At 72.7% G+C, this 24381-nt stretch carries 21 protein-coding genes; 11 read left to right on the forward strand and 10 right to left on the reverse strand.

All coding sequences use genetic code 11. The features are described from left to right. The first annotated feature begins 220 nt into the window (after positions 1–220). Positions 221–2746 carry an ATP-dependent Clp protease ATP-binding subunit gene (locus tag AC1Z4A_RS17270; protein ID WP_483679870.1) on the forward strand — a complete coding sequence of 842 codons (2526 nt, stop codon included), beginning with the start codon at positions 221–223 and terminating at the stop codon, positions 2744–2746. A gap of 106 nt (positions 2747–2852) precedes the next feature. Here the strand turns inward: AC1Z4A_RS17270 and AC1Z4A_RS17275 are convergent, their stop codons facing one another. Next, positions 2853–3191 (reverse strand): trypco2 family protein, encoded by a 339-nt coding sequence (locus tag AC1Z4A_RS17275; protein ID WP_483679871.1) that lies wholly within the window; start codon positions 3189–3191, stop codon positions 2853–2855. Positions 3192–3536: 345 nt separating this feature from the next. Between AC1Z4A_RS17275 and AC1Z4A_RS17280 the strand changes: the two genes are divergently transcribed. Further along, positions 3537–4343: a M23 family metallopeptidase gene (locus AC1Z4A_RS17280; protein WP_483679872.1), complete on the forward strand. Its 807-nt coding sequence runs from the start codon at positions 3537–3539 to the stop codon at positions 4341–4343. A gap of 30 nt (positions 4344–4373) precedes the next feature. Here AC1Z4A_RS17280 and cseC read toward each other — a convergent pair whose 3' ends face one another. The 5 genes from cseC to AC1Z4A_RS17305 all read right to left on the reverse strand — a co-directional run bounded on the left by cseC (position 4374) and on the right by AC1Z4A_RS17305 (position 8743). After that, the gene (gene cseC / locus AC1Z4A_RS17285) at positions 4374–5669 is read right to left on the reverse strand and encodes a two-component system sensor histidine kinase CseC (RefSeq protein WP_483679873.1); all 1296 of its coding nucleotides are present in this window, start codon (positions 5667–5669) and stop codon (positions 4374–4376) included. 39 nt (positions 5670–5708) lie between these two features. Beyond that, a complete protein-coding gene (gene cseB, locus AC1Z4A_RS17290; RefSeq protein ID WP_483679874.1) occupies positions 5709–6416 on the reverse strand; it encodes a two-component system response regulator CseB in 708 nt (235 codons plus the stop codon). 7 nt (positions 6417–6423) lie between these two features. After that, positions 6424–7077, reverse strand: a complete 654-nt coding sequence (locus AC1Z4A_RS17295; protein WP_483679876.1) for a hypothetical protein — start codon at positions 7075–7077, stop codon at positions 6424–6426. Continuing rightward, entirely contained in the window at positions 7065–7613 is a 549-nt protein-coding gene (locus tag AC1Z4A_RS17300) for a SigE family RNA polymerase sigma factor (protein ID WP_483679878.1), read from the reverse strand. Before AC1Z4A_RS17300 ends, AC1Z4A_RS17295 begins: the two co-directional genes overlap by 13 nt. A 227-nt stretch (positions 7614–7840) precedes the next feature. Then, a complete protein-coding gene (locus tag AC1Z4A_RS17305) occupies positions 7841–8743 on the reverse strand; it encodes an HhH-GPD family protein (RefSeq protein WP_483679879.1) in 903 nt (300 codons plus the stop codon). Positions 8744–8925: 182 nt separating this feature from the next. On the opposite strand from AC1Z4A_RS17305, the gene AC1Z4A_RS17310 reads away from it, so the two are divergent. Both AC1Z4A_RS17310 and AC1Z4A_RS17315 read left to right on the forward strand, forming a co-directional pair. Further along, positions 8926–9405, forward strand: coding sequence for a pyridoxamine 5'-phosphate oxidase (locus AC1Z4A_RS17310; protein WP_483679880.1), 480 nt, complete (start codon positions 8926–8928; stop codon positions 9403–9405). 132 nt (positions 9406–9537) lie between these two features. Beyond that, positions 9538–10395, forward strand: coding sequence for a hypothetical protein (locus AC1Z4A_RS17315; protein ID WP_483679882.1), 858 nt, complete (start codon positions 9538–9540; stop codon positions 10393–10395). A 240-nt stretch (positions 10396–10635) separates the two neighbouring features. Here the strand turns inward: AC1Z4A_RS17315 and disA are convergent, their stop codons facing one another. Together disA and radA are read right to left on the reverse strand one after the other, a co-directional pair. Further along, positions 10636–11769, reverse strand: a complete 1134-nt coding sequence (disA, locus tag AC1Z4A_RS17320) for a DNA integrity scanning diadenylate cyclase DisA (RefSeq protein WP_483679883.1) — start codon at positions 11767–11769, stop codon at positions 10636–10638. A 149-nt stretch (positions 11770–11918) separates the two neighbouring features. Then, the gene (radA, locus tag AC1Z4A_RS17325; RefSeq protein WP_483679885.1) at positions 11919–13346 is read right to left on the reverse strand and encodes a DNA repair protein RadA; all 1428 of its coding nucleotides are present in this window, start codon (positions 13344–13346) and stop codon (positions 11919–11921) included. A gap of 219 nt (positions 13347–13565) precedes the next feature. Between radA and AC1Z4A_RS17330 the strand changes: the two genes are divergently transcribed. Beyond that, the gene (locus AC1Z4A_RS17330; RefSeq protein WP_483679887.1) at positions 13566–15320 is read left to right on the forward strand and encodes a BACON domain-containing protein; all 1755 of its coding nucleotides are present in this window, start codon (positions 13566–13568) and stop codon (positions 15318–15320) included. A gap of 115 nt (positions 15321–15435) precedes the next feature. On the opposite strand, the gene AC1Z4A_RS17335 is transcribed toward AC1Z4A_RS17330, so the two are convergent. Then, the gene (locus AC1Z4A_RS17335; protein ID WP_483679889.1) at positions 15436–16308 is read right to left on the reverse strand and encodes a DUF3109 family protein; all 873 of its coding nucleotides are present in this window, start codon (positions 16306–16308) and stop codon (positions 15436–15438) included. 45 nt (positions 16309–16353) lie between these two features. On the opposite strand from AC1Z4A_RS17335, the gene AC1Z4A_RS17340 reads away from it, so the two are divergent. The 4 genes from AC1Z4A_RS17340 to ilvD all read left to right on the forward strand — a co-directional run bounded on the left by AC1Z4A_RS17340 (position 16354) and on the right by ilvD (position 21000). Beyond that, on the forward strand, positions 16354–17286 hold the full coding sequence (locus AC1Z4A_RS17340) for a Ppx/GppA family phosphatase (RefSeq protein ID WP_483679890.1): 933 nt from the start codon (positions 16354–16356) through the stop codon (positions 17284–17286). A gap of 47 nt (positions 17287–17333) precedes the next feature. Next, positions 17334–18158 carry a sugar phosphate isomerase/epimerase family protein gene (locus AC1Z4A_RS17345; protein WP_483679891.1) on the forward strand — a complete coding sequence of 275 codons (825 nt, stop codon included), beginning with the start codon at positions 17334–17336 and terminating at the stop codon, positions 18156–18158. After that, positions 18155–18802 carry a TetR/AcrR family transcriptional regulator gene (locus AC1Z4A_RS17350; RefSeq protein ID WP_483679893.1) on the forward strand — a complete coding sequence of 216 codons (648 nt, stop codon included), beginning with the start codon at positions 18155–18157 and terminating at the stop codon, positions 18800–18802. The genes AC1Z4A_RS17345 and AC1Z4A_RS17350 overlap by 4 nt, the downstream gene beginning before the upstream one ends. A gap of 347 nt (positions 18803–19149) precedes the next feature. Beyond that, positions 19150–21000 (forward strand): dihydroxy-acid dehydratase, encoded by a 1851-nt coding sequence (ilvD, locus tag AC1Z4A_RS17355; protein WP_483679894.1) that lies wholly within the window; start codon positions 19150–19152, stop codon positions 20998–21000. 28 nt (positions 21001–21028) lie between these two features. Here the strand turns inward: ilvD and AC1Z4A_RS17360 are convergent, their stop codons facing one another. Further along, entirely contained in the window at positions 21029–23260 is a 2232-nt protein-coding gene (locus AC1Z4A_RS17360; protein ID WP_483683621.1) for a protein kinase domain-containing protein, read from the reverse strand. A gap of 115 nt (positions 23261–23375) precedes the next feature. Here AC1Z4A_RS17360 and AC1Z4A_RS17365 point away from each other — a divergent pair, with 115 nt between their 5' ends. Continuing rightward, positions 23376–23672, forward strand: a complete 297-nt coding sequence (locus AC1Z4A_RS17365) for an SH3 domain-containing protein (RefSeq protein WP_483683622.1) — start codon at positions 23376–23378, stop codon at positions 23670–23672. Positions 23673–23682: 10 nt separating this feature from the next. Continuing rightward, positions 23683–24192 carry a hypothetical protein gene (locus AC1Z4A_RS17370; protein ID WP_483679896.1) on the forward strand — a complete coding sequence of 170 codons (510 nt, stop codon included), beginning with the start codon at positions 23683–23685 and terminating at the stop codon, positions 24190–24192. Positions 24193–24381: the final 189 nt, after the last annotated feature.

A 24381-nucleotide genomic window follows, 5' to 3' on the forward strand; every position in this document is an offset into this window, starting at 1 on the left:
CGTTCGCCGTGGGCGTAGTGGTGGTGGGCGTATATGCCTGGCCTGCGGGAACATCGTCTCCCACCATCGGGTTGGAGCAGATGTCGGCTGTTCGGGGCAGGAGGCCAAGGACGGGTGTCGGCAGTTGGAATGAGCTGTCCCGCCCAGCGGGACTAGCATGCGGAAGGACAGGGAGGGGACCGACCCCTAACTGCCTGACCGCTCTGAGGAGCGATTAACGATGTTCGAGAGGTTCACCGACCGCGCGCGGCGGGTTGTCGTCCTGGCTCAGGAAGAAGCCCGGATGCTCAACCACAACTACATCGGCACCGAGCACATCCTCCTGGGCCTGATCCACGAGGGTGAGGGTGTCGCCGCTAAGGCCCTGGAGAGCCTCGGGATTTCGCTCGAGGCGGTCCGCCAGCAGGTGGAGGAGATCATCGGGCAGGGCCAGCAGGCTCCGTCCGGCCACATCCCCTTCACTCCCCGTGCCAAGAAGGTCCTGGAGCTGTCGCTCCGCGAGGCCCTCCAGCTCGGCCACAACTACATCGGTACGGAGCACATCCTGCTCGGCCTGATCCGCGAGGGCGAGGGCGTCGCCGCGCAGGTCCTGGTCAAGCTGGGCGCCGACCTGAACCGGGTCCGGCAGCAGGTCATCCAGCTGCTCTCCGGCTACCAGGGCAAGGAGGCCGCCACCGCCGGCGGCCCGGCCGAGGGCACCCCCTCGACCTCGCTCGTCCTGGACCAGTTCGGCCGCAACCTGACGCAGGCCGCCCGCGAGTCCAAGCTCGACCCGGTCATCGGGCGCGAGAAGGAGATCGAGCGGGTCATGCAGGTGCTGTCCCGCCGTACCAAGAACAACCCCGTTCTCATCGGCGAGCCCGGTGTCGGCAAGACCGCCGTCGTCGAGGGCCTGGCCCAGGCCATCGTCAAGGGCGAGGTGCCCGAGACCCTCAAGGACAAGCACCTCTACACCCTCGACCTCGGCGCCCTGGTCGCCGGCTCCCGCTACCGCGGTGACTTCGAGGAGCGCCTGAAGAAGGTCCTCAAGGAGATCCGCACCCGCGGCGACATCATCCTGTTCATCGACGAGCTGCACACGCTGGTCGGTGCGGGTGCCGCCGAGGGCGCGATCGACGCCGCGAGCATCCTGAAGCCGATGCTGGCCCGTGGCGAGCTGCAGACCATCGGTGCCACGACGCTCGACGAGTACCGCAAGCACCTGGAGAAGGACGCCGCCCTCGAGCGCCGCTTCCAGCCCATCCAGGTCGCCGAGCCGTCGCTGCCGCACACCATCGAGATCCTCAAGGGCCTCCGCGACCGCTACGAGGCCCACCACCGGGTCTCCATCACGGACGAGGCCCTGGTCCAGGCCGCCACCCTGGCCGACCGCTACATCTCCGACCGCTTCCTGCCGGACAAGGCCATCGACCTGATCGACGAGGCCGGCTCCCGGATGCGCATCCGCCGGATGACCGCGCCGCCGGACCTCCGCGAGTTCGACGAGAAGATCGCCGACGTGCGCCGGGAGAAGGAGTCCGCGATCGACTCGCAGGACTTCGAGAAGGCCGCCTCCCTCCGCGACAAGGAGAAGCAGCTGCTCTCCGCGAAGGCCAAGCGGGAGAAGGAGTGGAAGGCCGGCGACATGGACGTCGTCGCCGAGGTCGACGGCGATCTGATCGCCGAGGTTCTGGCCACCGCCACCGGCATCCCGGTCTTCAAGCTCACCGAGGAGGAGTCCTCCCGCCTGCTGCGCATGGAGGACGAGCTGCACAAGCGCGTCATCGGTCAGAAGGACGCCATCAAGGCGCTCTCCCAGGCCATCCGGCGCACCCGTGCGGGCCTGAAGGACCCGAAGCGTCCCGGCGGATCGTTCATCTTCGCCGGACCCTCGGGCGTCGGCAAGACCGAGCTGTCCAAGACGCTCGCCGAATTCCTCTTCGGCGACGAGGACGCGCTGATCTCCCTCGACATGTCGGAGTTCAGCGAGAAGCACACGGTCTCGCGTCTCTTCGGCTCCCCGCCCGGATACGTGGGTTACGAAGAGGGCGGCCAGCTCACCGAAAAGGTGCGCCGCAAGCCGTTCTCCGTGGTTCTTTTCGACGAGGTCGAAAAGGCCCACCCGGATATCTTCAATTCGCTGCTGCAGATCCTGGAGGACGGTCGCCTGACCGATTCCCAGGGCCGTGTGGTCGATTTCAAGAACACCGTCATCATCATGACGACCAACCTTGGTACCCGGGACATTTCCAAGGGCTTCAACCTGGGCTTCGCCGCCCAGGGTGACGTCAAGACCGGGTACGAGCGGATGAAGGCGAAGGTCAACGAAGAGCTGAAGCAGCACTTCCGGCCCGAGTTCCTCAACCGCGTCGACGACACGGTGGTCTTCCACCAGCTGTCGGAGGACGACATCATCCAGATCGTCGACCTGATGATCGCCAAGGTGGACGAGCGCCTGAAGGACCGCGACATGGGCATCGAGCTCAGCGGTGACGCGAAGGCGCTGCTGGCGAAGAAGGGCTACGACCCGATCCTGGGTGCCCGCCCGCTCCGCCGCACCATTCAGCGCGAGATCGAGGACATCCTGTCCGAGAAGATCCTCTTCGGCGAGCTGCGTCCGGGCCACATCGTGGTCGTCGGCACGGAGGGCGAAGGCGAGGAGAAGAAGTTCACCTTCCGCGGCGAGGAGAAGTCGGCCCTGCCGGACACCCCGCCGGTCGAGTCCGCGACGGGTGGGGCCGGCCCCAACCTGTCGAAGGACGCGTAAGCGCCTCAGGGCGCTCGGACGGCTCATTCCAGCTGATCGCGTCGGCCCCGGAACCGCTCAGGCGGTTCCGGGGCCGATTGCGTTGCGGCGGGCGGCGCGGGCGCCCTCACTCCCCGGCGGAGCCGAAGCCCGACACCCCTGCCGGCCGGTCGTTGCCGACCTTCCAGCCGGTGCCCGTGCGGCGGTCCCTGGGGGTGAGCGTGAAGGCGACCTTGTGGGTGTCGGTGGAGCCGCGCGAGCCCTCCGTCCCCGCGTCGACGACCCAGGCCTTCACCCCGCCCCTGCCCTTCACGTCCCTGCGGATCTCCACCGTGAACTCCATCGAGATCTCGCCGACGTCGAAGACCAGGTCCTCCGCCGCCCCCGCGGCCGCCGCGCCCATCAGGCCGTTGCGGACGGCCTGGACCGCGTCCGCCAGCTCGATGCCGTCGAAGCCGTTGCCCACTCCGGTGCCCCCACTCCATGCGATTCCGCTGCGATTGCGTGCCGACGGGGAGCGTACCGCCGGGGGCGGGCCCTTGGTCCCGAAACGGACAGGCCGGAGGCCGGCCCGCGGTGACAAGTCGCACAGCCCATTTCGCATCTACTAGGCGGGTTAGTCGAAAGCCTGGCAGGCGATTCGGCAGCAGGGCGCCGCATAAGCCCGCCGCCAGGGGGCGATTGCTTCCCCTTTACCTACGAGATCCGGTAGTAGAAACCCGGCTTGGTGCCGCGGCGCATGCGGGTTACCAAGGTATGGCGATCCCGGCCGGTGGCCGGGACTCATTCATGTCCGGAGGTTTTCACCCGTATGTCGAAGCGCGACGTCATCCGTAATTCGAGCAAGGCCGTTCTCCGCCCCCGTGCCGTCGCCGCAGTCGTGGCCGCCGGGCTGGGAGTCTCGGTCGCACTCGGTTCCGGATCCGCGCTCGCCGCCGACGCGGAGGGCCTCCGGCACCGGCTTCCCGAGTTCGTGCCCGCCACGACGCTGGCGGATGCGGTGAACGCGCAGGCGACGACCCGGCTGAAGGCCGCCGGCACCCCCGGCACGTCCGTCACGACGCTGGCCGACGCGCTGAACTCGCAGGCCGCGACCCAGCTGCGGGCCGCCGACCGCGAGAAGCGGGACGCCGAACAGGCCGGGCGGGACGCCGAGAAGCGCGCCGAGGAGGTCCGCGAGGCATCCCGCAAGCGCGCCGACGCCTGGGTGCACCCCGTCGACGGCTATGCGATCGGCCAGCCGTTCGGGAAGAACGGCTCCATGTGGATCAGCAGGCACAGCGGCCAGGACCTGGTCGTGAACACGGGCACCTCCGTGAAGTCCGTGCACGGCGGCGTCGTCGTGAAGGCGGGCCCCAACGGCGGCGGCGACGGCCCCGCGTACGGCATCGCCGTCGTGATCAAGCACGCCGACAACACCTATTCGCAGTACGCCCACCTCTCGAAGGCGGAGGTCTCGGTCGGCCAGCAGGTCCTCACCGGCCAGGAGATCGGCCTGTCCGGCTCCACCGGCAACTCCTCCGGCCCCCACCTGCACTTCGAGATCCGGACGACCCCGGACTACGGCTCCGCCGTCGACCCCGTCGCCTTCATGGCCGCCCGCGGCGCCGGTCTCTGAGCCGCACGGACACGCGCGGACACGCCCCGGCTAGACGCTGATGACGGGGAAGCTCCCCGTGCTCGTCGGCGAGGACTCCGGCAGCCAGAGCACTGCGATCGCACCCGTGCCGCCCTCGACCTCCGGGTCCGCGTTGCGGAAGGTCAGGCGCGCGCCCAGGACGCGGGCCTGACCGGCGGCGATCGTCAGGCCCAGGCCGTGGCCCTTGCCCGCGCGGTCCTCGCTGCCCGTGCGGAAGCGGCTCGGGCCCTCGCGCAGCAGCTCCTCCGGGAAGCCCGGGCCGTGGTCCCGCACCCGCAGCACCCGGCCCTCGACGGTGACCTCCACCGGCCCCTTGCCGTGCTTGGCGGCATTGGCCAGCAGGTTGCCCAGGATGCGCTCCAGGCGGCGCGGGTCGGTGGACACGTAGGCGTCCCGCACGACCCTGACCCGGGCGTCGGGGGCCGCCGAGTGCACCCGGCGCTCGACGAACTCGCCCAGCGCGATGTCCTGCATCTCGGCGCGCTCCGCGAAGCCGTCCAGCCGGGCGACCTCCAGGACGTCCTCGACCAGCGTGCGCATGGCCTGCGCCCGGTCCCGCACCAGCTCGCTCGGCCGGCCCGGCGGCAGCAGCTCGGCAGCGGTGAGCAGGCCGGTGACCGGGGTGCGCAGCTCGTGCGCGATGTCGGCGGTCACGCGCCGCTCGGCCTCCAGCCGGTCGCGCAGGGCCTCGGCCATGCCGTCCACGGCCCGCGCCAGGTCGTCGGTCTCGTCGCGCACCCGGCCGCCGATGGCGTCGCGCACGCGGACGTCCGGATCCCCGTCGGCGAGCTTGCGGGCGGCGGTGGCCGCCTTGCGCAGCCGCCGCGAGAGCTGGCCGCCGACGAGGATGCCCAGCGCGGTGCCGCCGAGGACGACGGAGACCGAGCCGATGATCAGGGCCCGGTCGAGGTCCTTGAGGATGTTGTAGCGGTCCTTGAAACGGGTGTGGATCGAGAGGACCTTGCCGTTGCGCAGCGGGGTGGAGGCCCATACCTCGGGGGCGGCGGTGCCGCTGTCCTGGAGGTAGGTGGCGCGCAGCCCGACGTCGGCGGCCTCGCGCAGCGGCTTGGGCAGATTGGGGTCGTCCACCTTGGCGCGGAGCATCAGCTTGCCGCCGGTGGACTCGTAGTAGCGCTGGGCGATCTGGACCCGGTCGTCCATCTGGTCGCGGCTGCTGTTGAGCATGGAGACCCGCGCCGCGTTGTGGACGACCAGGCTGAGCGCCACCGCCACGAGCGCGCCGACCGCCGCGATGGCCAGGCTGACCTTCCAGCGCAGACCACTGCGGAGCGCGAGCTTCACCACGACACGACCGGGGCTTTCACTGGGTGGGCCACGGGGTGCTCAGCCGCGGAGCTTGTAGCCGAAGCCACGGACTGTCTCGATCCGGTCCTGGCCGATCTTGCCGCGCAACCGCTGGACGTGGACGTCCACGACCCGGGTGTCGCCGCCCCAGCCGTAGTCCCAGACCCGCTCCAGCAGCCGGTCGCGGGAGAGGACGGTGCCGGGCACGGCGGAGAACTCCAGCAGCAGCCGCATCTCGGTCGGGGTCAGGGCGACGGGGGCACCGGCCTTGCGGACCTCCATGCCCTCGGTGTCGACCTCCAGGTCGCCGAAGCGCAGTGTGCCGCCCTCGATGGCCTCGGGCTGCTCGGCCGCCCCGGCTCCGCCCGCGCCGCTGGCGTGGCCGAAGCGGCGCAGCACGGCCCGGATGCGGGCGACGAGCACGGCTCCGTCGAAGGGCTTGGTCACGTAGTCGTCGGCGCCGGCCTCCAGGCCGAGCACCACGTCGATGGAGTCCGCACGCGCCGACAGCATGATCACGGGGACGGTGGACTCGTCGCGGATCCGGCGGCACAGGCTGACCCCGTCCAGGCCCGGGACCATCACGTCGAGCAGGGCGATGTCGGGACGCCGGGCCCGGAAGCTCTCCAGCCCCAGCAGCCCGTCCGGCACCGCGGTCACCACGAAGCCGTCGCGCTCCAGCGCGAGCTGCGTCGCCTCCCGGATGACGTCGTCGTCCTCGACGAAGAGCACATGCGTATCCGCCACGCTGCTCTCAGCCCTCCGTTCCTTCGCTCGGAACCTTGCCGGTGTTGCCGACCTTGCTGTAGTCGGTGTGGGTGCGGCCGCTCTCCTGGAACTTCCCGTCCGACCAGTGGTAGGTCAGGACGTCCTGCCCCGAGGGGCAGCACACCGCGTCCCCGGGACCGTAGACCTGCTTGGTGATCGTCAGATCACGCCGGTCTATGTCGGCGTAGACGGGCGACTGCTCGGCCGCGAACACATTCTCGTACGAGTCTCCGTCGGCACGGTACACATACGAGCCGATACCGAAGGAATCGGCGCACGTCAGTACGTTCACCACGACGTCCGCACGGTCGCCGCCGGTCAGCTGGCCGTAGATCACGTCGACCGGGTACTCGTTCTTGACGCAGGGCTTGAGGCTCTTCTTGACCTGGTCGCTGACCTTGGGGTCGGACTTGAGCAGCTTTATCGCGTCGATCTTCTGGGCCGGGGAGGCCGTGGCCGACGGGGCCCGGGTCGCGGCCTTCGCCGCGGACTGGGTCTGGGCGGGGCCTTCCTTGCGCACCCCGTCGCTGCTGGTACCGCATCCGGCAAGCAGAAGACCGGCGGCCGCGGCCATCGCAGTGACCGCGCCACCGGTGATCAGAGCCGGCGTGTGCCGGGCCGTCCTCTTCAGGCCGCGCACCGTTCCTGCCCCCGCTCGTGACGCTCGAGGGCGTGGAAGTCCAGGTCACGGCTCTCCAGCTCCTGCCGGAGCCGGGCCAGGGCCCGGTGCAGCGTGCTCTTGACCGTGCCCGTCGACATGCCGAGCGCCTCCGCCGTCTCCTCGGTGCTCATCTGCTCCCAGTGTCGCAGGACCACGACGCTGCGCTGCTTCGGCGCGAGGACGCCGAGGATGTCCATCAGCAGGGCACGGTCGGCGTGCTGCTCGGTGCCGTCCTCGACGCTCGCGTCGGGGAGCTGCTCGGTGGGCACCTCGTCGAGCTTGCGGGCGCGCCACCACTCCGTACGAGTGTTGATCATGACGCGGCGCAGATAGGCGTCGGCCAGCGACTTGTCCGCTATGCCCTCCCAGCGGCCGTAGGTGCGGACGAGGGCGGTCTGGAGCAGGTCCTGAGCGTCGATGGGGTCCGGGACCAGGCGCCGGGCGCTGCGCAGGAGGGCGTCCTGACGGTTGCGCACGTACTCTTCGAAGTCCAGAACCTTGCCGCTGCTGGCCATACTCGCAGCCTCCATTCCGCTTGCGTTCCCCGCGCCACGCTGGCAGTCGTCCAGCACGGGTAGGACGCTACGGAGGAGCTGTTGCGACGTGATGTGCGAGAGCCCTTCGGCTGGAGCACAGCTGCCCATAGGTTGTGTAACAGCGGGGGCGGCACGGTGGGGTAAGAGCGGCTCTGTCCGGTTCTGATCTTTCCCGCTTCTGATCTTTCCGTGCCGCCGGCCGGGAGTTACGTCAGCGGCAGGCGGTAGAGCCCGCCCGGGAGCGGCTCGACCAGCCCGTCGGCCACCAGTCCGTCCAGCGCGCGGGCGCGCTGCACCGGCTCGTGCCACACCGCGTCCAGCGCCGCCTGCGGGACCGGCGCAACCGCCTCGCGCAGCACGGCGAGCAGCTTGCCGCGCACCTGCCGGTCGGTGCCCGCGTAGGTCTGGCCCCGGCGCGGCGGCCCGTCGTGGGCCGGGGAGCCGGCCGTCAGCCAGGCGCACCGGTCGGCGATGGGGCAGCGGGCGCAGGACGGGGTCCGGGCGGTGCACACGAGGGCGCCCAGCTCCATCGTGGCCGCCGCCCAGCGGGCGGCGACCGCCTCGTCCTGCGGCAGCAGGGCGCGGGCCAGCTTGCGCTCGGCGGCGGTGGTGGCGTTCGGCGGGTACTGGATGCCGGTCATGGCGCGGGCAAGGACCCGGCGGACGTTGGTGTCGAGCACCGCGTGCCGCTGCCCGTAGGCGAAGGACGCCACAGCCGCGGCCGTGTACTCGCCGACGCCGGGCAGGGCGAGCAGCTTGGCGTGGTCGTCCGGCACCTCGCCGCCGTGCCGCTCGGCGATCGCCGAGGCGGCGGCGTGCAGCCGCAGGGCGCGCCGCGGATAGCCCAGCCGCCCCCAGGCGCGGACCGCCTCGCCGGGCGGCTCGGCCGCCAGGTCGGCCGGGCGCGGCCAGCGGGCCAGCCACTGCTCGTACACCGGCAGCACCCGGTTGACCGGGGTCTGCTGGAGCATGAACTCGCTGACCATCACGCCCCACGGCCCGGCTTCCGGGCGGCGCCAGGGCAGATCGCGGGCGTGCTCGGCGAACCAGTCGATGACCGGGGCGTGCAGCAGGGTGGACGTCTGGGGCGTGGAGGGAATCGCAGTCATGGCAGTTCCGATCCTGGCACGCGGGCACCCGGCGAAGAAACGTTCCTGACACTGCCGGGCCGCGCCCGCCCCGGCGCGCTCGGGTGCCGCCCCGTTCGGGTGACGGCCCGGCCGGTCGCCACGGCCGCGCTCCCGTGAGGCCCGCCACGGGGCGGCTTTCCGCGGTCTCCTACGCTGACGGCATGACGGAGACCCACCGCCCCGGGCCCGAGACGCTGGCCGCCCTCGCCGCGCACACGACCCTGACCCTGGCGTACGCGGACGAGGACGGCCCCCAGGCCTGCGCCGTCCTCTACGCGCTCGCCGAGAGCCCCGCGGGGGAGCCCCGCCTCCTCTTCGTCACCTCGCCCGGCACCCGGCACGGCCGCGCTCTGCTCTCCGGCGACGCGCGAGTCGCCTTCACCGCACAGCGCGACGGGCAGGAGTGGACCGAACTGACCGGAATCCAGGGCCGCGGCGCATGCAGCCTGCTGAAGGGCGAGGAACGCGCGGCCGCCTGGCGCGTCTACAGTGCACGCTTTCCCTACGTGGAGCAGAGCGACCGGCTCCGGCAGGCCATGGACCGTGCCGAACTGTGGGAACTGCGAGCGGACTGGCTGCGCCTGATCGACAACGGACGGGGTTTCGGCCACAAGTCGGAGTGGACAAACGATCCTGTTTGACGGTCCGACAGATCGACGACCCCTCAACCTCCCTTCTCCTGACCCCTTTCCCCGGGCAGATCATGGGAAAAGTAGGCACTCCTACGGCGGGTACTGGCTGGCCCATTGGCCGATCTCTCGTAGAGTCTTCGCGTGGGATCTCTGCGCAATCCGATCGGGCCGCTTCCCTCCTCCATTTACTGGCGGCGGAGGGCAGTTGCGCTTGGCCTGCTCGGCCTCATTGTTCTGGTGGTGGTGTGGATGCTGACGCTCGGTGGTGGCGGCGGTTCCGAGGGTGCCCAGAGCGAGGGCTCCAGCGGCCAGGGCCCGTCGGACACCACGATCACGCCCGGCCCGACCCCCTCGGGCCCGCACAGCGGCCAACGGCCGGGCGGGCGCGGTGATTCCGGCAGCGGCGGCACGGACGACCGCAACGGCGGTCCCGGGGGCGCGGGCGCCGGCGCGGCGGGCGGCTCCGGTGGCGGCGGTGGCGCGGGCGGTGCCGGGACGGGCGGCGGGGCCGACGGCCCGGCTGCCGCAGGCTTCGGCGGCGGTCCCGGGCTGCTGGTGTCCGGCGAGGGCAAGGCCGTGCCGGCCGGTTCCAGCCTGCCCGACTGCACTGCGGGTTCCGTGACGTTGAGCGTACGGAGCGTCAAGTCTTCTTACGGGCCGGACGAGAAGCCGAAGTTCGAACTGGTGGTGAAGAACTCCGGTGGCAGCGCCTGCAAGGTGAACTTCGGCGCCGCGGCCGCCCTGCTGAAGATCACGGACAGCAAGGGCGAGGAGCACGTGTGGCAGTCCGACGACTGCCCCCGGGGCACGGGTGCCGCGCTCTTCGAGGTGCCGGGCGCGGGCGAGACCAAGCGCACGCTGGAGTGGGACCGCAAGCGCAGCGCCCCGCGCTGCGGGACGCCGGACGGCGTGGCTTCGGCGGGGCCGGGGACGTACCGGGTCGAGATCAAGGTCGCGGGCGTGACGGAGCGGACGGAGTTCGTCCTGGACCGGGCGTAACGGGCTTACGGGTCGGCGTAGCGGGCTCACGGGGTCGGCCCGCAAGGGGCGTGCCGTAGCGGGCGGGGCCGGGGCGGGACGGGCCCCTCTGGGGGCTAGGGATATTTACGGCAACCGTTTGCTGTTCCGGGAGCCCCCAAAGACGCCGCAAATATGCCGAGACGCCCCCTGCCGGGGCCCGTCCCGCCCCGGCCCCGCCCGCCGTGGGCACCCTGTGCCGGGTGCCCTTGCGCGTCTTGCTTACACGTACCGCTCGAGAATCGAGGACTCCGCCAGCCGCGAGAGGCCCTCGCGGACCGAGCGGGCGCGGGCCTCGCCCACGCCGTCCACCGTCTGCAGGTCGTCCACGCTCGCGGCGAGCAGCTTCTGCAGGCCTCCGAAGTGGTCCACCAGCCGCTCGATGATCGCGCCGGGCAGCCGCGGCACCTTGGCCAGCAGGCGGTAGCCGCGCGGGGACACCGCCGAGTCCAGCGTCTCGGGGGAGCCGCTGTAGCCCAGGGCCCTTGCCACGATGGGCAGTTCGAGCAGCTCGGCGTGGGTGAGGGAGTCCAGCTCGGAGAGCGCCTCGGGAACCGTGCGGGTGCGCTTGGCGGTCGGCTCGGGGACGTAGTCCCGCACGACCAGCTCGCGCTCGGGCTCGACGCCGGCGATCAGCTCGTCCAGCTGGAGCGAGAGCAGGCGGCCGTCGGTGCCCAGTTCGACCACGTACTCCGCGATCTCCGTGGCGATGCGGCGGACCATCTCCAGGCGCTGGGAGACCGCCGTGACATCGCGGACGGTGACCAGGTCCTCGATCTCCAGCGCGGAGAGCGTGCCCGCGACCTCGTCGAGGCGGAGCTTGTAGCGCTCCAGGGTGGCCAGCGCCTGGTTGGCGCGGGAGAGGATCGCGCCGGACTCCTCCAGCACGCGCCGCTCCCCGCCCACGTACAGCGCGATCAGCCGCATCGACTGGCTCACGGAGACGACGGGGAAGCCGGACTGGATGGAGGCGCGCTGCGCGGTGCGGTGGCGCGTGCCCGTCTCCTCGGTGGGGATCGAGGCGTCGGGGTAGAGCTGGACGCCCGCCCGCACGATCTTGGTGATGTCCTTGTCGAGGACCAGCGCGCCGTCCAGCTTGCACAGCTCGCGCAGGCGGGTGGCGGTGAACTCCACGTCGAGGGCGAATCCGCCGGTGCACATCGACTCGACGGTCTTGTCCATGCCGAGGACGATGAGCCCGCCGGTGTTGCCGCGAAGGACTCGCTCCAGGCCGTCGCGCAAGGCCGTGCCGGGCGCGACGGCGCTCAGCGAGGCGCGCATCAGCCCGTCGACGCCGGAGCCACCGGAGCCGCCTCCGGCCCTGCCGGGGCCCGATGCCCGGTCGTTGGCTGCCACTGCACTCCTCCGGTCGCAAGGTCAACGGTGCCGCGGGCCGCCCTGCCGGATACGCCGTCGCGCACGCCGCGTGAGTCGTGTGCGACACCGTGTGCGACGGTGTGCCCGTACGGGCGGGACCAGGGCAAAGTCTACTGGCGCCCAGCCTATTAAAGAGGGCCGTCGTTCGGCCGGTCCTGTGCGGTGGGCTCCCGGCGGGGGCGCCGGGGCAGCACGCGCAGTGCCTCGCCCACGTCCGCGACCTCCAGGACCCGCATTCCGGCGGGCACCTTGCCGGGGTCGCCGGGGACGAGGGCGTGGGTGAAGCCCAGCCTGGCCGCCTCCGCCAGCCGCCGCTGCACGCCCGTGACCCGCCGGACCTCGCCGGCCAGGCCCACCTCGCCGATGGCCACCAGGTTCTTGGGCAGCGGGGTGTCGCTGGCGGCGCTGGCCAGGGCGAGCGCCACGGCGAGGTCGGCCGCGGGCTCGGAGAGCTTCACGCCGCCGACCGTGGCGCTGTAGATGTCGCGCTTGCCCAGGGCGCTGATCCTGCCGCGCTGTTCCAGGACGGCGAGCATCATCGAGACCCGGGAGGTCTCCAGGCCCGAGGTGGTGCGGCGCGGGGAGGGGATCTGGGAGTCGACCGTCAGCGCCTGGACCTCGGCCACCAGGGGCCGGCGGCCCTCCAGGGTCACGGTCAGGCAGGTGCCGGGCACGGGCTCGTCGCGGCGGGTCAGGAAGAGGCCGCTGGGGTCGGCGAGGCCGGTGATGCCCTCGTCGTGCAGCTCGAAGCAGCCGACCTCGTCCGTGGCCCCGTAGCGGTTCTTCACGCCGCGCACCAGGCGGAGGCGGGCGTGCCGGTCGCCCTCGAAGTGCAGCACGACGTCGACCAGGTGCTCCAGCAGGCGGGGGCCCGCGATCGCGCCGTCCTTGGTGACGTGGCCGACGAGGAGCGTGGCCATGCCGCGGTCCTTGGAGGCGCGGATCAGGGCGCCCGCGACCTCGCGCACCTGGGCCATGCCGCCCGGTGCGCCGTCGATCTCGGGGGAGGCCACCGTCTGCACGGAGTCGAGGATCAGCAGGGACGGCTTGACCGCGTCGAGGTGACCGAGGACGGCGGAGAGGTCGGTCTCCGCGGCGAGGTAGAGGTGGTCGGAGAGCGCGCCGATGCGGTCGGCGCGCAGCCGGACCTGGCTCGCCGACTCCTCGCCCGTCACATAGAGCGTGCGGTGCTCCTCGGAGGCCGCCCTGGCCGCCACGTCCAGCAGCAGGGTCGACTTGCCGACGCCGGGCTCGCCCGCCAGCAGCACCACCGCGCCGGGCACCAGGCCGCCGCCCAGCACGCGGTCCAGCTCGGGCACGCCGGTGCCGCGCGCGGTGGCCTGGCGGCCGTCCACCTGGGCGATGGGCAGCGCGGCGGAACTCACCCGGCCGGGCGCGGTGGTCCGCACCGCGGGCGCGCCGCCGAACTCCTCGACGGTGCCCCACGCCTGGCACTCCGGGCAGCGGCCGAGCCACTTGACGGTGGTCCAGCCGCACTCGGAGCAGCGGTAGGAGGGCCGGTCCTTGGCGGACGGGCGGGAGGTACGGGCAGCCATGCGCACCACCGTAGCGGCGGCCACTGACAGCGCCGGGCCGGGCGGGGGCCGGACGCCTCGGCACCCCGGGTCCGGCGGCCCGCGCAGTATGCGCACGGGCGCCCGCCCGGGGTGGAATTCACGCTTCCTGTCCCCTTTTGAGCGGCAGAGTCACCCGTATGGGCTAAACCTGCGTGGGCAGGACGGACGAACGCGCACCGTCCGCCTACCGTCGCCGGGATGATGACGCGCAGGCCCGAGCCCCCCACGCATGCCACCGGAGCGCACCGCGCACACCGCCGTGCGCCGCGCGCGGACCGGTCCCCGGTCGTCGAGAGCACGGAGCACACCACCGCGGACGCCCCCGCGTGCGGGGAGCCGGAGGCCGCGCCCGGGAGCCCGGCCGCGCGCCACGAGCCCTGGCTGGACGGCCTGTTCACCTACTGCCTGTCCGTCCTGTGCGACCACGAGTCCGCCGTCGCCGCCCTCGGCGAGGCGCTGGCCCTCGCCGAGCGCCGCGCCGACCGCGCCCCCGCCGCCGAGGAGGCGCTCCGCGCCTGGCTGTACGCGCTGGCCCGCTGGGAGTGCCTGCGCAGACTCGCCGAGCCCGCGGACCGGCCACCCGCCGGGCCCGGCCCCTCGGCCGCCTCCCGGGAGCGCGCGGAACTCGCCCTGCTGGCCTGGCCCGAGGCCGCCGGCACCACCGCCGAGCAGCGCGAGGCGCTCGAACTGGCCGTCCGCCACGGCCTCGCCCCGCACGAGGTGGCCGCCGTGCTCCGGCTGGACCTCGACTCCGCCCGGGTCCTGCTGTCCAGCGCCGCCTGCGAGGTGGAGCGCACCCGTACCGCCCTCGCCGTCGTGGAGTCCGGCCGGTGCCCGGTCGTCACGCGGTTCGTGGGGGACAAGGAGGTGCTGCTGGGTGCGGCCCTCCGCCGCGAGCTGGTGCGGCACGTGGACGAGTGCGCCGACTGCCGCCGCACCGCCGAGCGGGCCACCGCGGGCGAGCCCTGGCCCGGCACCGCCGCCTCCTCGGCGCCCCTGCCCGTGCTGGAGGCGCCCCGTCCCGCGGTGCTCGCTGCGACGGAGCGCGCCCTGGGCGCACGGCCCCAGCGCCGGCGCGCGGCCGCCGCCCGCGCCACCCCGCGCTTCGACCGCTGCGGCTTTCCCCTCGCCCCCAAGGACCACGCGGCCCGCCGCAGCCGCCTGCGCAGCCGGGCCATCACGACGACGGTCGTCGCGACCGTCGTCGCCGCGCCCGTGCTGGCCCTGTGGGCCGCCTACCGGGGCGGCCCGCTCGGCGAGGGCCAGGGCGCCGGCGCCGTGTCCGCCACGGAGACCGACAGCCTGGGCGGCAGCCCGCACGAGGGCGCGTACGACCGCCCGTACGACGGCTACACGGGATACGACGGGCACCGCGGCTACGACGACCACGACGGCGCCTACGAGACGGCGGGCAGGCCGAGCGGGCCCACGGGCGCCTCGGCCCCGGTGGGGCACCGCTTCCCGGACGTGTCGGTGGCCGTGCTCGGCCCGGACGGGCGGCCGGTGCCGGTCCGCCCGTCGGCCACGGGCGCGGCCCCGCAGACCGGTGCCGCGAGCGGGCCGCTCGCTCCGGCCGGGCCGGTGCCCGGCCGCGGTCCGGGGCGGCTGACGGTCGAGGCGCAGCCCAGCGGCACCGCCACGCTGATCACCCTCACGGCGAGCGGCGGCGAGCCGGTGAGCTGGTCCACGTCGGCCGATGCGCCGTGGCTGCGGATCAGCCAGCCCGGCGGTGTCCTCCGCCCCGGCCAGTCGGTGACGGTCACGGTGTCCGTGGACCACGCCCGTGAGCCGCGCGGGCCCTGGCGGGCGCGGGTGGCCGTGGCGCCGGGCGGGGCCGCGGTGACGATCGAGGGCTGCGGCGAGGGGCCCCCGCCCGCGCCGCCCCCCGCGCATCCGTCGTCGCCCCCGCCGACGGCGGGACCGACGGCAGCACCGCCGACGGTTCACCCGTGAGAGCGGGTGCTCAGCGGGCTCGGCGACGTCCGGTGCGGTTCGGTACGCCCCGAAGGGACGCGGGGAACTGCGCGATCAGCCACGATGCACCCGCAGGTGGCGCACCGGACACCCCCTAGCGCGGGTCCGCCGGGTGCGGTGCCAGCGGGAGCAGCGAGGCCATGCGCTCCTCGCACAGCTCGACCAGGCGTGCGTAGGCCTTCTTGCCCATCAGCTCGATCAGCTCCGCCCGGTACGTCATGTACACCGGCTCGCCGGCGCCGTGCGCGGACCGCGCCGAGGTGCACCACCAGTGCAGGTCGTGGCCGCCCGGGCCCCAGCCGCGCCGGTCGTACTCGCCGATGCTGATCTGCAGCACCTGGGTGTCGTCCGGGCGGTCGATCCAGTCGTAGGTGCGCCGCACCGGCAGCTGCCAGCACACGTCCGGCTTGGTCTCCAGCGGCTCGCGGCCCTCCTTGAGGGCGAGGATGTGCAGGGCGCATCCCGCGCCGCCCGCGAAGCCGGGGCGGTTCTGGAAGATGCAGGAGCCCTTCCAGCGCCGGGTCTGCCGCTCGCCGTCGTCCTCGTCGAGCTGCGTCCAGCCGGTGGCGGTGCCCACGTCGTGGAACTGCCAGATGTCGGGCGTCAGCCGGGCGACGTGCCCGGCGACGCGCTGCTCGTCCTCCTCGTCGGAGAAGTGCGCGCCGAGCGTGCAGCAGCCGTCGTCGGCGCGGCCGGCCTTGATGCCCTGGCAGCCGCTGCCGAAGACGCACGTCCAGCGGGAGGTCAGCCAGGTGAGGTCGCAGCGGAAGACCTGCTCGTCGTCGGCCGGGTCGGGGAACTCGACCCAGGCACGGGCGAAGTCGAGGCCGACCTCGTCGGGGACGGAACCGGCGCTCTTTGCGGAACCATTGCCGCCGTTTTTCTCGGGCTTGCCGGAGCCCTTTGTCTGGTTCTTAACGGCTTTGTCCTGCATTTTGTCCGGTTTAGCCTTCTTCGTCTTCGCCACCCCTCAAGACTAAGGTCCCGCGAGCGCCGCAGTAGCGTTCAGGCCATGAGACTCGGTGTCCTCGACATGGGTTCGAACACGGTCCACCTGCTGGTGGTGGACGCGCATCCCGGTGCCCGCCCGCTGCCGGCCCACTCCCACAAGGCCGAGCTGCGCCTCGCCGAACTGCTGGACGAGGGCGGCAACATCAGCGACGCCGGGATAGACCGCCTGGTCACGGTGGTCGGCACCGCCCTCCAGGCCGCCGAGGACAAGGGTGTCGAAGAGGTCCTGCCCTTCGCCACCTCCGCCGTCCGCGAGGCGTCCAACGCCGATGCCGTCCTCGCCCGCGTCCAGCAGGAGACGGGCGTCACCCTCTCCGTCCTCACCGGCGCCGAGGAGGCCCGGCTCACCTTCCTCGCGGCCCGCCGCTGGTACGGCTGGTCGGCCGGAAAGCTCCTTGTCCTCGACATCGGCGGCGGCTCCCTGGAGATCGCCTACGGCCTCGACGAGGAACCCGACGCCGCCGCGTCCCTCCCGCTCGGCGCCGGCCGCCTCACCGCCGCCTGGCTGCCTGGCGACCCGCCCGATCCCTCGGACGTACGAGCGCTGCGCCGCCACGTCCGCACCGAGATCGCCCGCACCGTCGGCAACTTCGCCCGTCTCGGCACGCCCGACCACACCGTCGCCACCTCCAAGACCTTCCGGCAGCTCGCCCGTATCGCCGGGGCCGCCCGCTCCGCCGAGGGCCTCTACGTCCAGCGCGTGCTCAGCCGCAAGTCCCTCGAGGAGTGGGTGCCCAAGCTCTCCTCGATGACCATGGAACGCCGCACCGCGCTGCCCGGGGTCTCCGAGGGGCGTGCGGCGCAGCTGCTCGCGGGCGCGCTCGTGGCCGAGGCGGCCATGGAGCTGTTCGGCGTGGACGAGCTGGAGATCTGCCCGTGGGCGCTGCGCGAGGGCGTCATCCTGCGGCGGCTCGACCACCTGCCCACGGGCTGACCGGGCCACCTGCCCGCCGCCCGACAGGCGGGCATACGCTGTCCCTCGTGACAGAGCCAGTGGTGCGCATTCCGGATGCGAAGGTCGCGCTGTCAACGGCATCGGTCTATCCCGAGTCGACGGCGACGGCCTTCGAGATTGCTGCGCGGCTGGGCTACGACGGTGTCGAGGTCATGGTGTGGACCGACCCCGTGAGCCAGGACATCGAGGCGCTGCGCCGCCTGTCCGACTACCACCGGGTGCCGATCCTGGCCGTCCACGCCCCCTGTCTGCTGATCACCCAGCGCGTCTGGTCCACGGACCCGTGGGTCAAGCTCCAGCGCGCCCGCACCGCCGCCGAGAAGCTGGGCGCGAGCACGGTCGTCGTCCACCCGCCCTTTCGGTGGCAGCGCTCGTACGCCCGGGAATTCGTCCGCGGCATCTGGCGGATGGCGGACGAGACGGACGTCCGGTTCGCGGTCGAGAACATGTACCCCTGGCGCTACCGCGACCGCGAGATGCTCGCCTACGCCCCGGACTGGGACGTCACCAAGGACGACTACCGGCACTTCACCGTCGACCTCTCGCACACCTCGACCGCCCGGACCGACGCCCTCCAGATGATCGACCGGATGGCCGACCGGCTCGCCCACATCCACCTCGCCGACGGCAACGGCTCGGCCAAGGACGAGCACCTCGTCCCCGGGCGCGGCAAGCAGCCCTGCGCCGAGGTGCTGGAGCGGCTGGCGGTCAGCGGCTTCGACGGGCACGTCGTGATCGAGGTCAACACCCGGCGCGCGATGTCCGCCGCGGAGCGCGAGGCCGACCTGGCCGAGGCCCTGGCCTTCACCCGGCTGCACCTCGCCTCCCCGACGGGCGTGCCGAGACCATGACCGGCGGTCCCGACGACCGGAGCGCGGGGGCGGCCCCCAGACGCCGGGGGCGCCCCGCCCGCGGCGGCGCGGACGCCGGCCCCGGCGCGCGCGAGCGCATCCTGGCCGCCGCCCGCGCCGAATTCGCCGAGCACGGCTACGACAAGGCATCCATCCGGGGGATCGCCAAGGGTGCCGGGGTCGACCCGGCGCTGGTCCACCACTACTTCGGCCCCAAGGAGCAGATCTTCGCGGCCGCCGTGGAGGTGGCCGTCGCCCCGGCCCTCGGAGCGCCCGACGCGATCCTGGCCGGCGGCCGGGAGGCGGTGGGGGAGCGGCTGACCCGCTTCTTCTTCCGCGTGTGGGAGGACCCCGGCACCCGCGAGCCGCTGCTCGCGATCGTCCGCTCGGCGGTGGCGAACGAGACCGCGGCGGCGATCTTCCGCGACCTGGTCATGAGCAGACTGGTGAGCCGCATCGCGGGCGAACTGGCCGCCCCCGACGCGGAGCTGCGCGCGGAGCTGGCGGCGGCGCAGCTGGTGGGGGCGGCGATGCTGCGCTATGTGATCAGGGTCGAGCCGCTGGCGTCGGCGGACGCGGAACAGGTCATCACGATGACGGCCCCGTCGGTGCAGCGGCACTTGGCGGGCGGTTCTTTCCCCTGACCCGCCCCTTCCCGAAACCGGGGGCAAGCCCCCGGACCCCGTGGCCCCTCGCGCTGCGCGCGGGGGCAAGGCTCGGGGGCTCCGCCCCCGGACCCCCGCTCCTCAAACGCCGGAGGGGCTGAATTGCCCCCGGAGCGGGGGACTGGGGGCGAAGCCCCCAGTTCTTCACCTGGGGTCCGGGGGCGCAGCCCCCCACGCGGCGGAGCCGCAAATCGATACAGCCGGGAAGGGGCGGGATCGGGGGAAGAAAAACCTCGCCCCCAACCGTCTCGCATCCCGGAAACCCCGTCCGCCCCGCGGACGACCGGCGTACGCTCGGACATCCGAGACACGAGGAGTGGAGCAGGATGCCCGAGCTGAGGTCCCGCACTGTCACCCACGGCCGCAACATGGCGGGCGCCCGAGCCCTTCTGCGCGCCGCGGGCGTAGCAGGCGAGGACTTCGGCAAGCCGATCATCGCAGTGGCGAACAGCTTCACCGAGTTCGTCCCCGGGCACACCCACCTCCAGCCGGTCGGCCGGATCGTCTCCGAGGCGATCAAGGCGGCGGGCGGCATCCCGCGCGAGTTCAACACCATCGCCGTCGACGACGGCATCGCCATGGGCCACGCAGGGATGCTCTACTCCCTCCCCTCCCGCGACCTGATCGCCGACTCCGTCGAATACATGGTCGAGGCCCACTGCGCCGACGCCCTGATCTGCATCTCCAACTGCGACAAGATCACCCCGGGCATGCTGATGGCCGCGATGCGCCTCAACATCCCCGCCGTCTTCGTCTCCGGCGGCCCGATGGAGGCCGGTCAGGCCACGCTCGTGGACGGCACCGTCCGCAAGCTCGACCTCATCAACGCCATCGTCGACGCGTCCGACGAGCGCGTCTCGGACGAGGACGTCCTCCGCATCGAGGAGAACGCCTGCCCGACCTGCGGCTCGTGCTCCGGCATGTTCACCGCCAACTCGATGAACTGCCTCACCGAGGCGATCGGCCTGTCCCTCCCCGGCAACGGCTCGACGCTCGCCACCCACACCGCCCGCCGCGCCCTGTACGAGGACGCCGGCCGCACGGTCGTGGAGATCACCAAGCGCCACTACGGGCAGGGCGACGAGTCCGTCCTCCCGCGCAACATCGCCACCCGCGCCGCCTTCGAGAACGCCATGGCCCTCGACATCGCCATGGGCGGCTCCACCAACACGATCCTCCACCTGCTCGCCACCGCCCAGGAGGCCGGGCTCGACTACGACCTCAAGGACATCGACGAGGTCTCCCGCCGCGTCCCCTGCCTCACCAAGGTCGCCCCGAACGTGGCCCCCGGCGGCACGTACTACATGGAGGACATCCACCGGGCCGGCGGCATCCCCGCCATCCTCGGCGAACTCCACCGCGCCGGGCTGCTCAACGAGGACGTGCACACCGTCCACTCGGCCTCGCTGACCGAGTGGCTCAAGTCCTGGGACGTGCGCGGCGGCTCGCCCTCGCCCGAGGCCGTCGAGCTGTGGCACGCCGCCCCCGGCTGCGTCCGGTCCGCGACCGCCTTCTCCCAGTCCGAGCGGTGGGAGTCCCTCGACCTGGACGCCGAGAACGGATGCATCCGCTCCACCGAGCACGCCTACTCCGCCGACGGCGGACTGGCCGTCCTCAAGGGCAACCTGGCGATCGACGGCTGTGTCGTGAAGACCGCGGGCGTCGACGAGTCCATCTGGACCTTCGAGGGCCCGGCCGTGGTCTGCGAGTCGCAGGAGGAGGCCGTCGAGAAGATCCTCGGCAAGGTCGTCAAGGAGGGCGACGTCGTCGTCATCCGCTACGAGGGCCCGCGCGGCGGCCCCGGCATGCAGGAGATGCTCTACCCGACGTCCTTCCTCAAGGGCCGCGGCCTGGGCAAGGCCTGCGCCCTGGTGACGGACGGCCGCTTCTCCGGCGGCACCTCGGGCCTCAGCATCGGCCACGTCTCGCCCGAGGCCGCGTCCGGCGGCGCCATCGCGCTCGTCGAGGACGGCGACCGCATCCGCATCGACATCCCCGGCCGCTCCATCGAACTCCTCGTGCCCGAGGCCGAGCTGACCGCCCGCCGGGCGGCGCTCGGCGGCCGGTACGCGCCGAAGAGCCGCGAGCGCAAGGTCTCGGCCGCCCTGCGGGCCTACGCGGCCATGGCCACCAGCGCCGACAAGGGCGCCGTGCGCGACGTGAGCAAGCTGGGCTGAGCCCCCGGCGCGCGCGGGCCCGGCCCGCTCACCGCCACCCGGACGGATCGGCGTTCACCGCGAACACCGATCCGTCCGGCGCCGCCCCGAACACCTTCCCGTCCGCCGCCACCGGCGCCGGGATCAGCTCCAGGAAGCCCCGCCCTGCCCGGGCCAGCCGCGGCGACGTGGCGCCCAGCAGCCGGCCCTGCGCCGCGTCCACGGCCAGCAGCCGCCCGTCGGCCGAGGAGAAGTACAGCCGGTCCGCCGTGGCCAGCAGCGGCGACGCATTGGCCACCGAGGTGTCCAGGCGCCACAGCTGACCGCCCGCCCCGGCCCCGGCCGTGCCCACGGCCGTCAGCCCGCCGTCCGCACCCAGGACGTAGACCGCGTCCCCGTACGCGGCCACGCTCGCGGCCTGCACCGGAGCGGCGAGCGGCACCCGGCGTTCCCGCCCGATCCCCGGCGCGTACCGGATCACGGCCGACACTCGGTTGAGCGAGTCCGTCTCCGAGAGGTGGAGGACGCCCTGCGGGCCGGTGCCGACGGCCGCCAGATTGCCGCCGGCCTGCCACTCCCACAGCGTCCTGCCGCGCTGGGCGTCGACGGCGACGACCTGGGTGTGCCGGCCGTCGGGCGAGACCGTGAGGCCGTAGGCGGGGCCGCTGCCGAAGAAGGAGAAGACGGGCTTGGCGCCGCCGGGCATCCGGTTCCGCCAGCGCTCCCGGTTCGTGGCGCCGTCGATGCCCACGACTGTGCCGTCCGCGGCGACCAGCAGCACCGTGTCGCCCGCGTGGTAGACCCGCCCGTCGTAGGCGGAGACGTCGCGCGTCCAGCGCGGCTTGCCGCCGGCCGGATCGAACGCCGACAGCGTCTTCTTGTCCGGCGACAGCGCATGGACCAGCCCGCCGGAGACCACGGGCGCGCTCCGGCCGCCGCCCCCGGGCCGGGCACCCGGGACCCTCTGCCGCCAGGTCACCTTGCCGGAGACCGGATCTATCCGCGCCGCCTGGACGCCCCGCGAGGAGCAGTAGAGTGCCTCGGCCGCGTATGTGCAGAAGCTCGCCCGCACCTCGCGCTCGGCCGCCTCCTCCTTCGCCTCCTCCGCCGCGTCCTCCTCTTCCTCTATACCCGTCGACCACGGGTGCCAGGCCGAGCCGACCGGGGTTGGCCGCGTCCGGAGCGGCTGCCGCATGTCGTCGACCTCGCGCATCGCCCAGGCCCCGCCCGCGACGAGGGCGACGACGGCCGTGGCGATCAGGACGGCCCGGCGGGCGCGGGGGAGACGGCGCGGGCGGGAGTCGCGCTTCCGGGTATCGGCATCGGGCTCAGGCTCTGGCTGAGGGGCGGGCGCGGGGCTGGAAGACGCGGGGCCGGAGGGCGCGGGCAGCGCTCCGACCGGCGCTTCGAGGCGCGGGGGAGGTGCAGGGCGATCGAATGCGCCCTGCACCCCTTGCACCTCCTGCGCGAGCATCGACATGAGCATGTCCGGCGTCGGCCGGTCGGCGGGCTCCTTCGCCAGACACGCGCGGATCAGCGGCGCCAGGTCGGCCGGGACGCCCGTCAGGTCCGGCTCGTCGTGCACGACCTGGTACGCGACGAGGTACGGACTGTCCGACTCGAACGGCCCCCGCCCCGTCGCCGCGTGCACCAGCAGCGACGCCAGCGCGAACACGTCCGCCGCCGGCCCCACCTCGCGCGGCCGCTGGAACTGCTCCGGCGCCATGAACGGCGGAGTCCCGATGAGCTTGCCCGTCTCGGTGTGCAGCTCGCTGTCGTACGGCCGGGAGATCCCGAAGTCGATGACCTTGGGACCGTCCTCCGCCAGCAGCACATTGCTCGGCTTGAGATCCCGGTGGACCACGCCCGCACGGTGGATGTCGCGCAGCGCCTCCGCCAGCCCGGCCGCCAGCCGCCGCACCTCGCCCGCGCCCAGCGGACCGTTCCGCTTCACCCGCTCCGAGAGCGTCGGGCCGGAGATGTAGAGAGTGGCCATCCAGGGCCGCTCACCGTCCGGGTCGGCATCCACGACCGGCGCGGTGAACGCACCGCTCACCCGCCGCGCGGCCGTCACCTCCTGGCGGAAGCGCGCCCGGAACTCCGGATCCACCGCGTACTCGGCGTGCACCACCTTCACCGCGAGCCGCAGCCCCGAGGCGGAGCGCGCCAGGTGTACGACGCCCATCCCGCCCGAGCCCAGACGGCCCTCCAGCCGGTACCGGCCCGCGTACTCCGGGTCGTCCGCTCCCGGCCCCGCTCCGGCACTGCGCAGCGGCGGCATGGCCCACCCCCGTGTCACCCGTGTCATTTGGCCGCTTTCGGCGGCTTGCGGAGCCTAATCGATGGGACAGGGGGGACCGGGGAGGCGTGCCGTGCGTTGCTAGCCTGCGCATGACATCCAGTGCGCAACCAGTGCACATCCACTCGGGGGGAGAACCAGCGTGACGTACTACTCGATCGCGCCCGGCTACCAGGTCAACGTGCGCCGCGGCCCGAGCACCAACAGCGAGCTGATCAAGGTCCTGCCGCAGGGCACCAGCGTGCAGATCCGCTGCCAGACCCGCGGCGAGACGGTCTCCGGCCCGTGCGGCACCACCGACATCTGGGACAGCATCGCGCCCGGCCAGTACATCTCCGACGCCTATGTGAAGACCGGAAGCAGCGACTTCGTGGCGGTCCGCTGCTCGGGCTGATAATCGACGCATGAGCGATGAGCACCAGGGCTCCGGCCCCCGCCCGGAGCCGATCCGCTTCTTCGGCACGACCTGGGTCGACCACGACGGCGGATACGTACTGCGCCGCATCGGCGTGGCCGCGGGCGCACTGGCCGCCGCGGCGGCAGGAGCGTTCCTGCTGAGGTTCGGCTACGAGGGCATGGCCATCGCGAAGGTCGGGAGCTTCGTCAACCTTCTGGTCGTCGTGGGCTTCGCAGTGTGCAGCGCCCTGGCCTTCCGCCGCACCTGGGACGGCTTCGTCCGCCGTCCGGAGCCGGGCGCGAACGAGGCCGCCGAGCGCTCGATGCAGAGCCTGATGATGATCGGCTTCATCGGCACCCTGCTCGCCTACTTCTTCCGCTGCTTCGTCGAGGCCCCGGGCGAGCGCCTTCACCGCGCGGAGTACGAGCAGGCCCGCACCCGCCACGAGCGCCTCCGCTCGACCCGCACGGGCAACCCGGCGGCGAGGGCCGCCAAGCGGCGGCGCAAGCACCCCTGAACCTCGTGTAGAGTTCTCCGAGTTGCCACACGGCCAGTCCGTACGGCGACGAACCCCCACTACTTGCACGGCCCTGGAACGGGATGAATTTCGGCATGCCGGAATTCGGATCGTGACTCCGATTAGGAGTCACCGGGGAAATCCGCTAAAGTAGTGATCACGCCGGAAGGCGCGAAACAAACCCCGCTC

This window comes from Streptomyces sp. 17_S59, from assembly GCF_056930295.1.

Coding starts and splice junctions, on each gene's coding strand:
- AC1Z4A_RS17270 (WP_483679870.1), top strand. CDS start 221: ATGTTCGAGAGGTTCACCGACCGCGCGCGGCGGGTTGTCGTCCTGGCT.
- AC1Z4A_RS17360 (WP_483683621.1), bottom strand. CDS start 23,260: ATGCCGCCGCTGCGCAGTGCCGGAGCGGGGCCGGGAGCGGACGACCCG.
- AC1Z4A_RS17350 (WP_483679893.1), top strand. CDS start 18,155: ATGACCGGCGGTCCCGACGACCGGAGCGCGGGGGCGGCCCCCAGACGC.
- radA (WP_483679885.1), bottom strand. CDS start 13,346: ATGGCTGCCCGTACCTCCCGCCCGTCCGCCAAGGACCGGCCCTCCTAC.
- AC1Z4A_RS17370 (WP_483679896.1), top strand. CDS start 23,683: ATGAGCGATGAGCACCAGGGCTCCGGCCCCCGCCCGGAGCCGATCCGC.
- AC1Z4A_RS17280 (WP_483679872.1), top strand. CDS start 3,537: ATGTCGAAGCGCGACGTCATCCGTAATTCGAGCAAGGCCGTTCTCCGC.
- AC1Z4A_RS17300 (WP_483679878.1), bottom strand. CDS start 7,613: ATGGCCAGCAGCGGCAAGGTTCTGGACTTCGAAGAGTACGTGCGCAAC.
- AC1Z4A_RS17330 (WP_483679887.1), top strand. CDS start 13,566: ATGATGACGCGCAGGCCCGAGCCCCCCACGCATGCCACCGGAGCGCAC.
- AC1Z4A_RS17305 (WP_483679879.1), bottom strand. CDS start 8,743: ATGACTGCGATTCCCTCCACGCCCCAGACGTCCACCCTGCTGCACGCC.
- AC1Z4A_RS17340 (WP_483679890.1), top strand. CDS start 16,354: ATGAGACTCGGTGTCCTCGACATGGGTTCGAACACGGTCCACCTGCTG.
- ilvD (WP_483679894.1), top strand. CDS start 19,150: ATGCCCGAGCTGAGGTCCCGCACTGTCACCCACGGCCGCAACATGGCG.
- AC1Z4A_RS17310 (WP_483679880.1), top strand. CDS start 8,926: ATGACGGAGACCCACCGCCCCGGGCCCGAGACGCTGGCCGCCCTCGCC.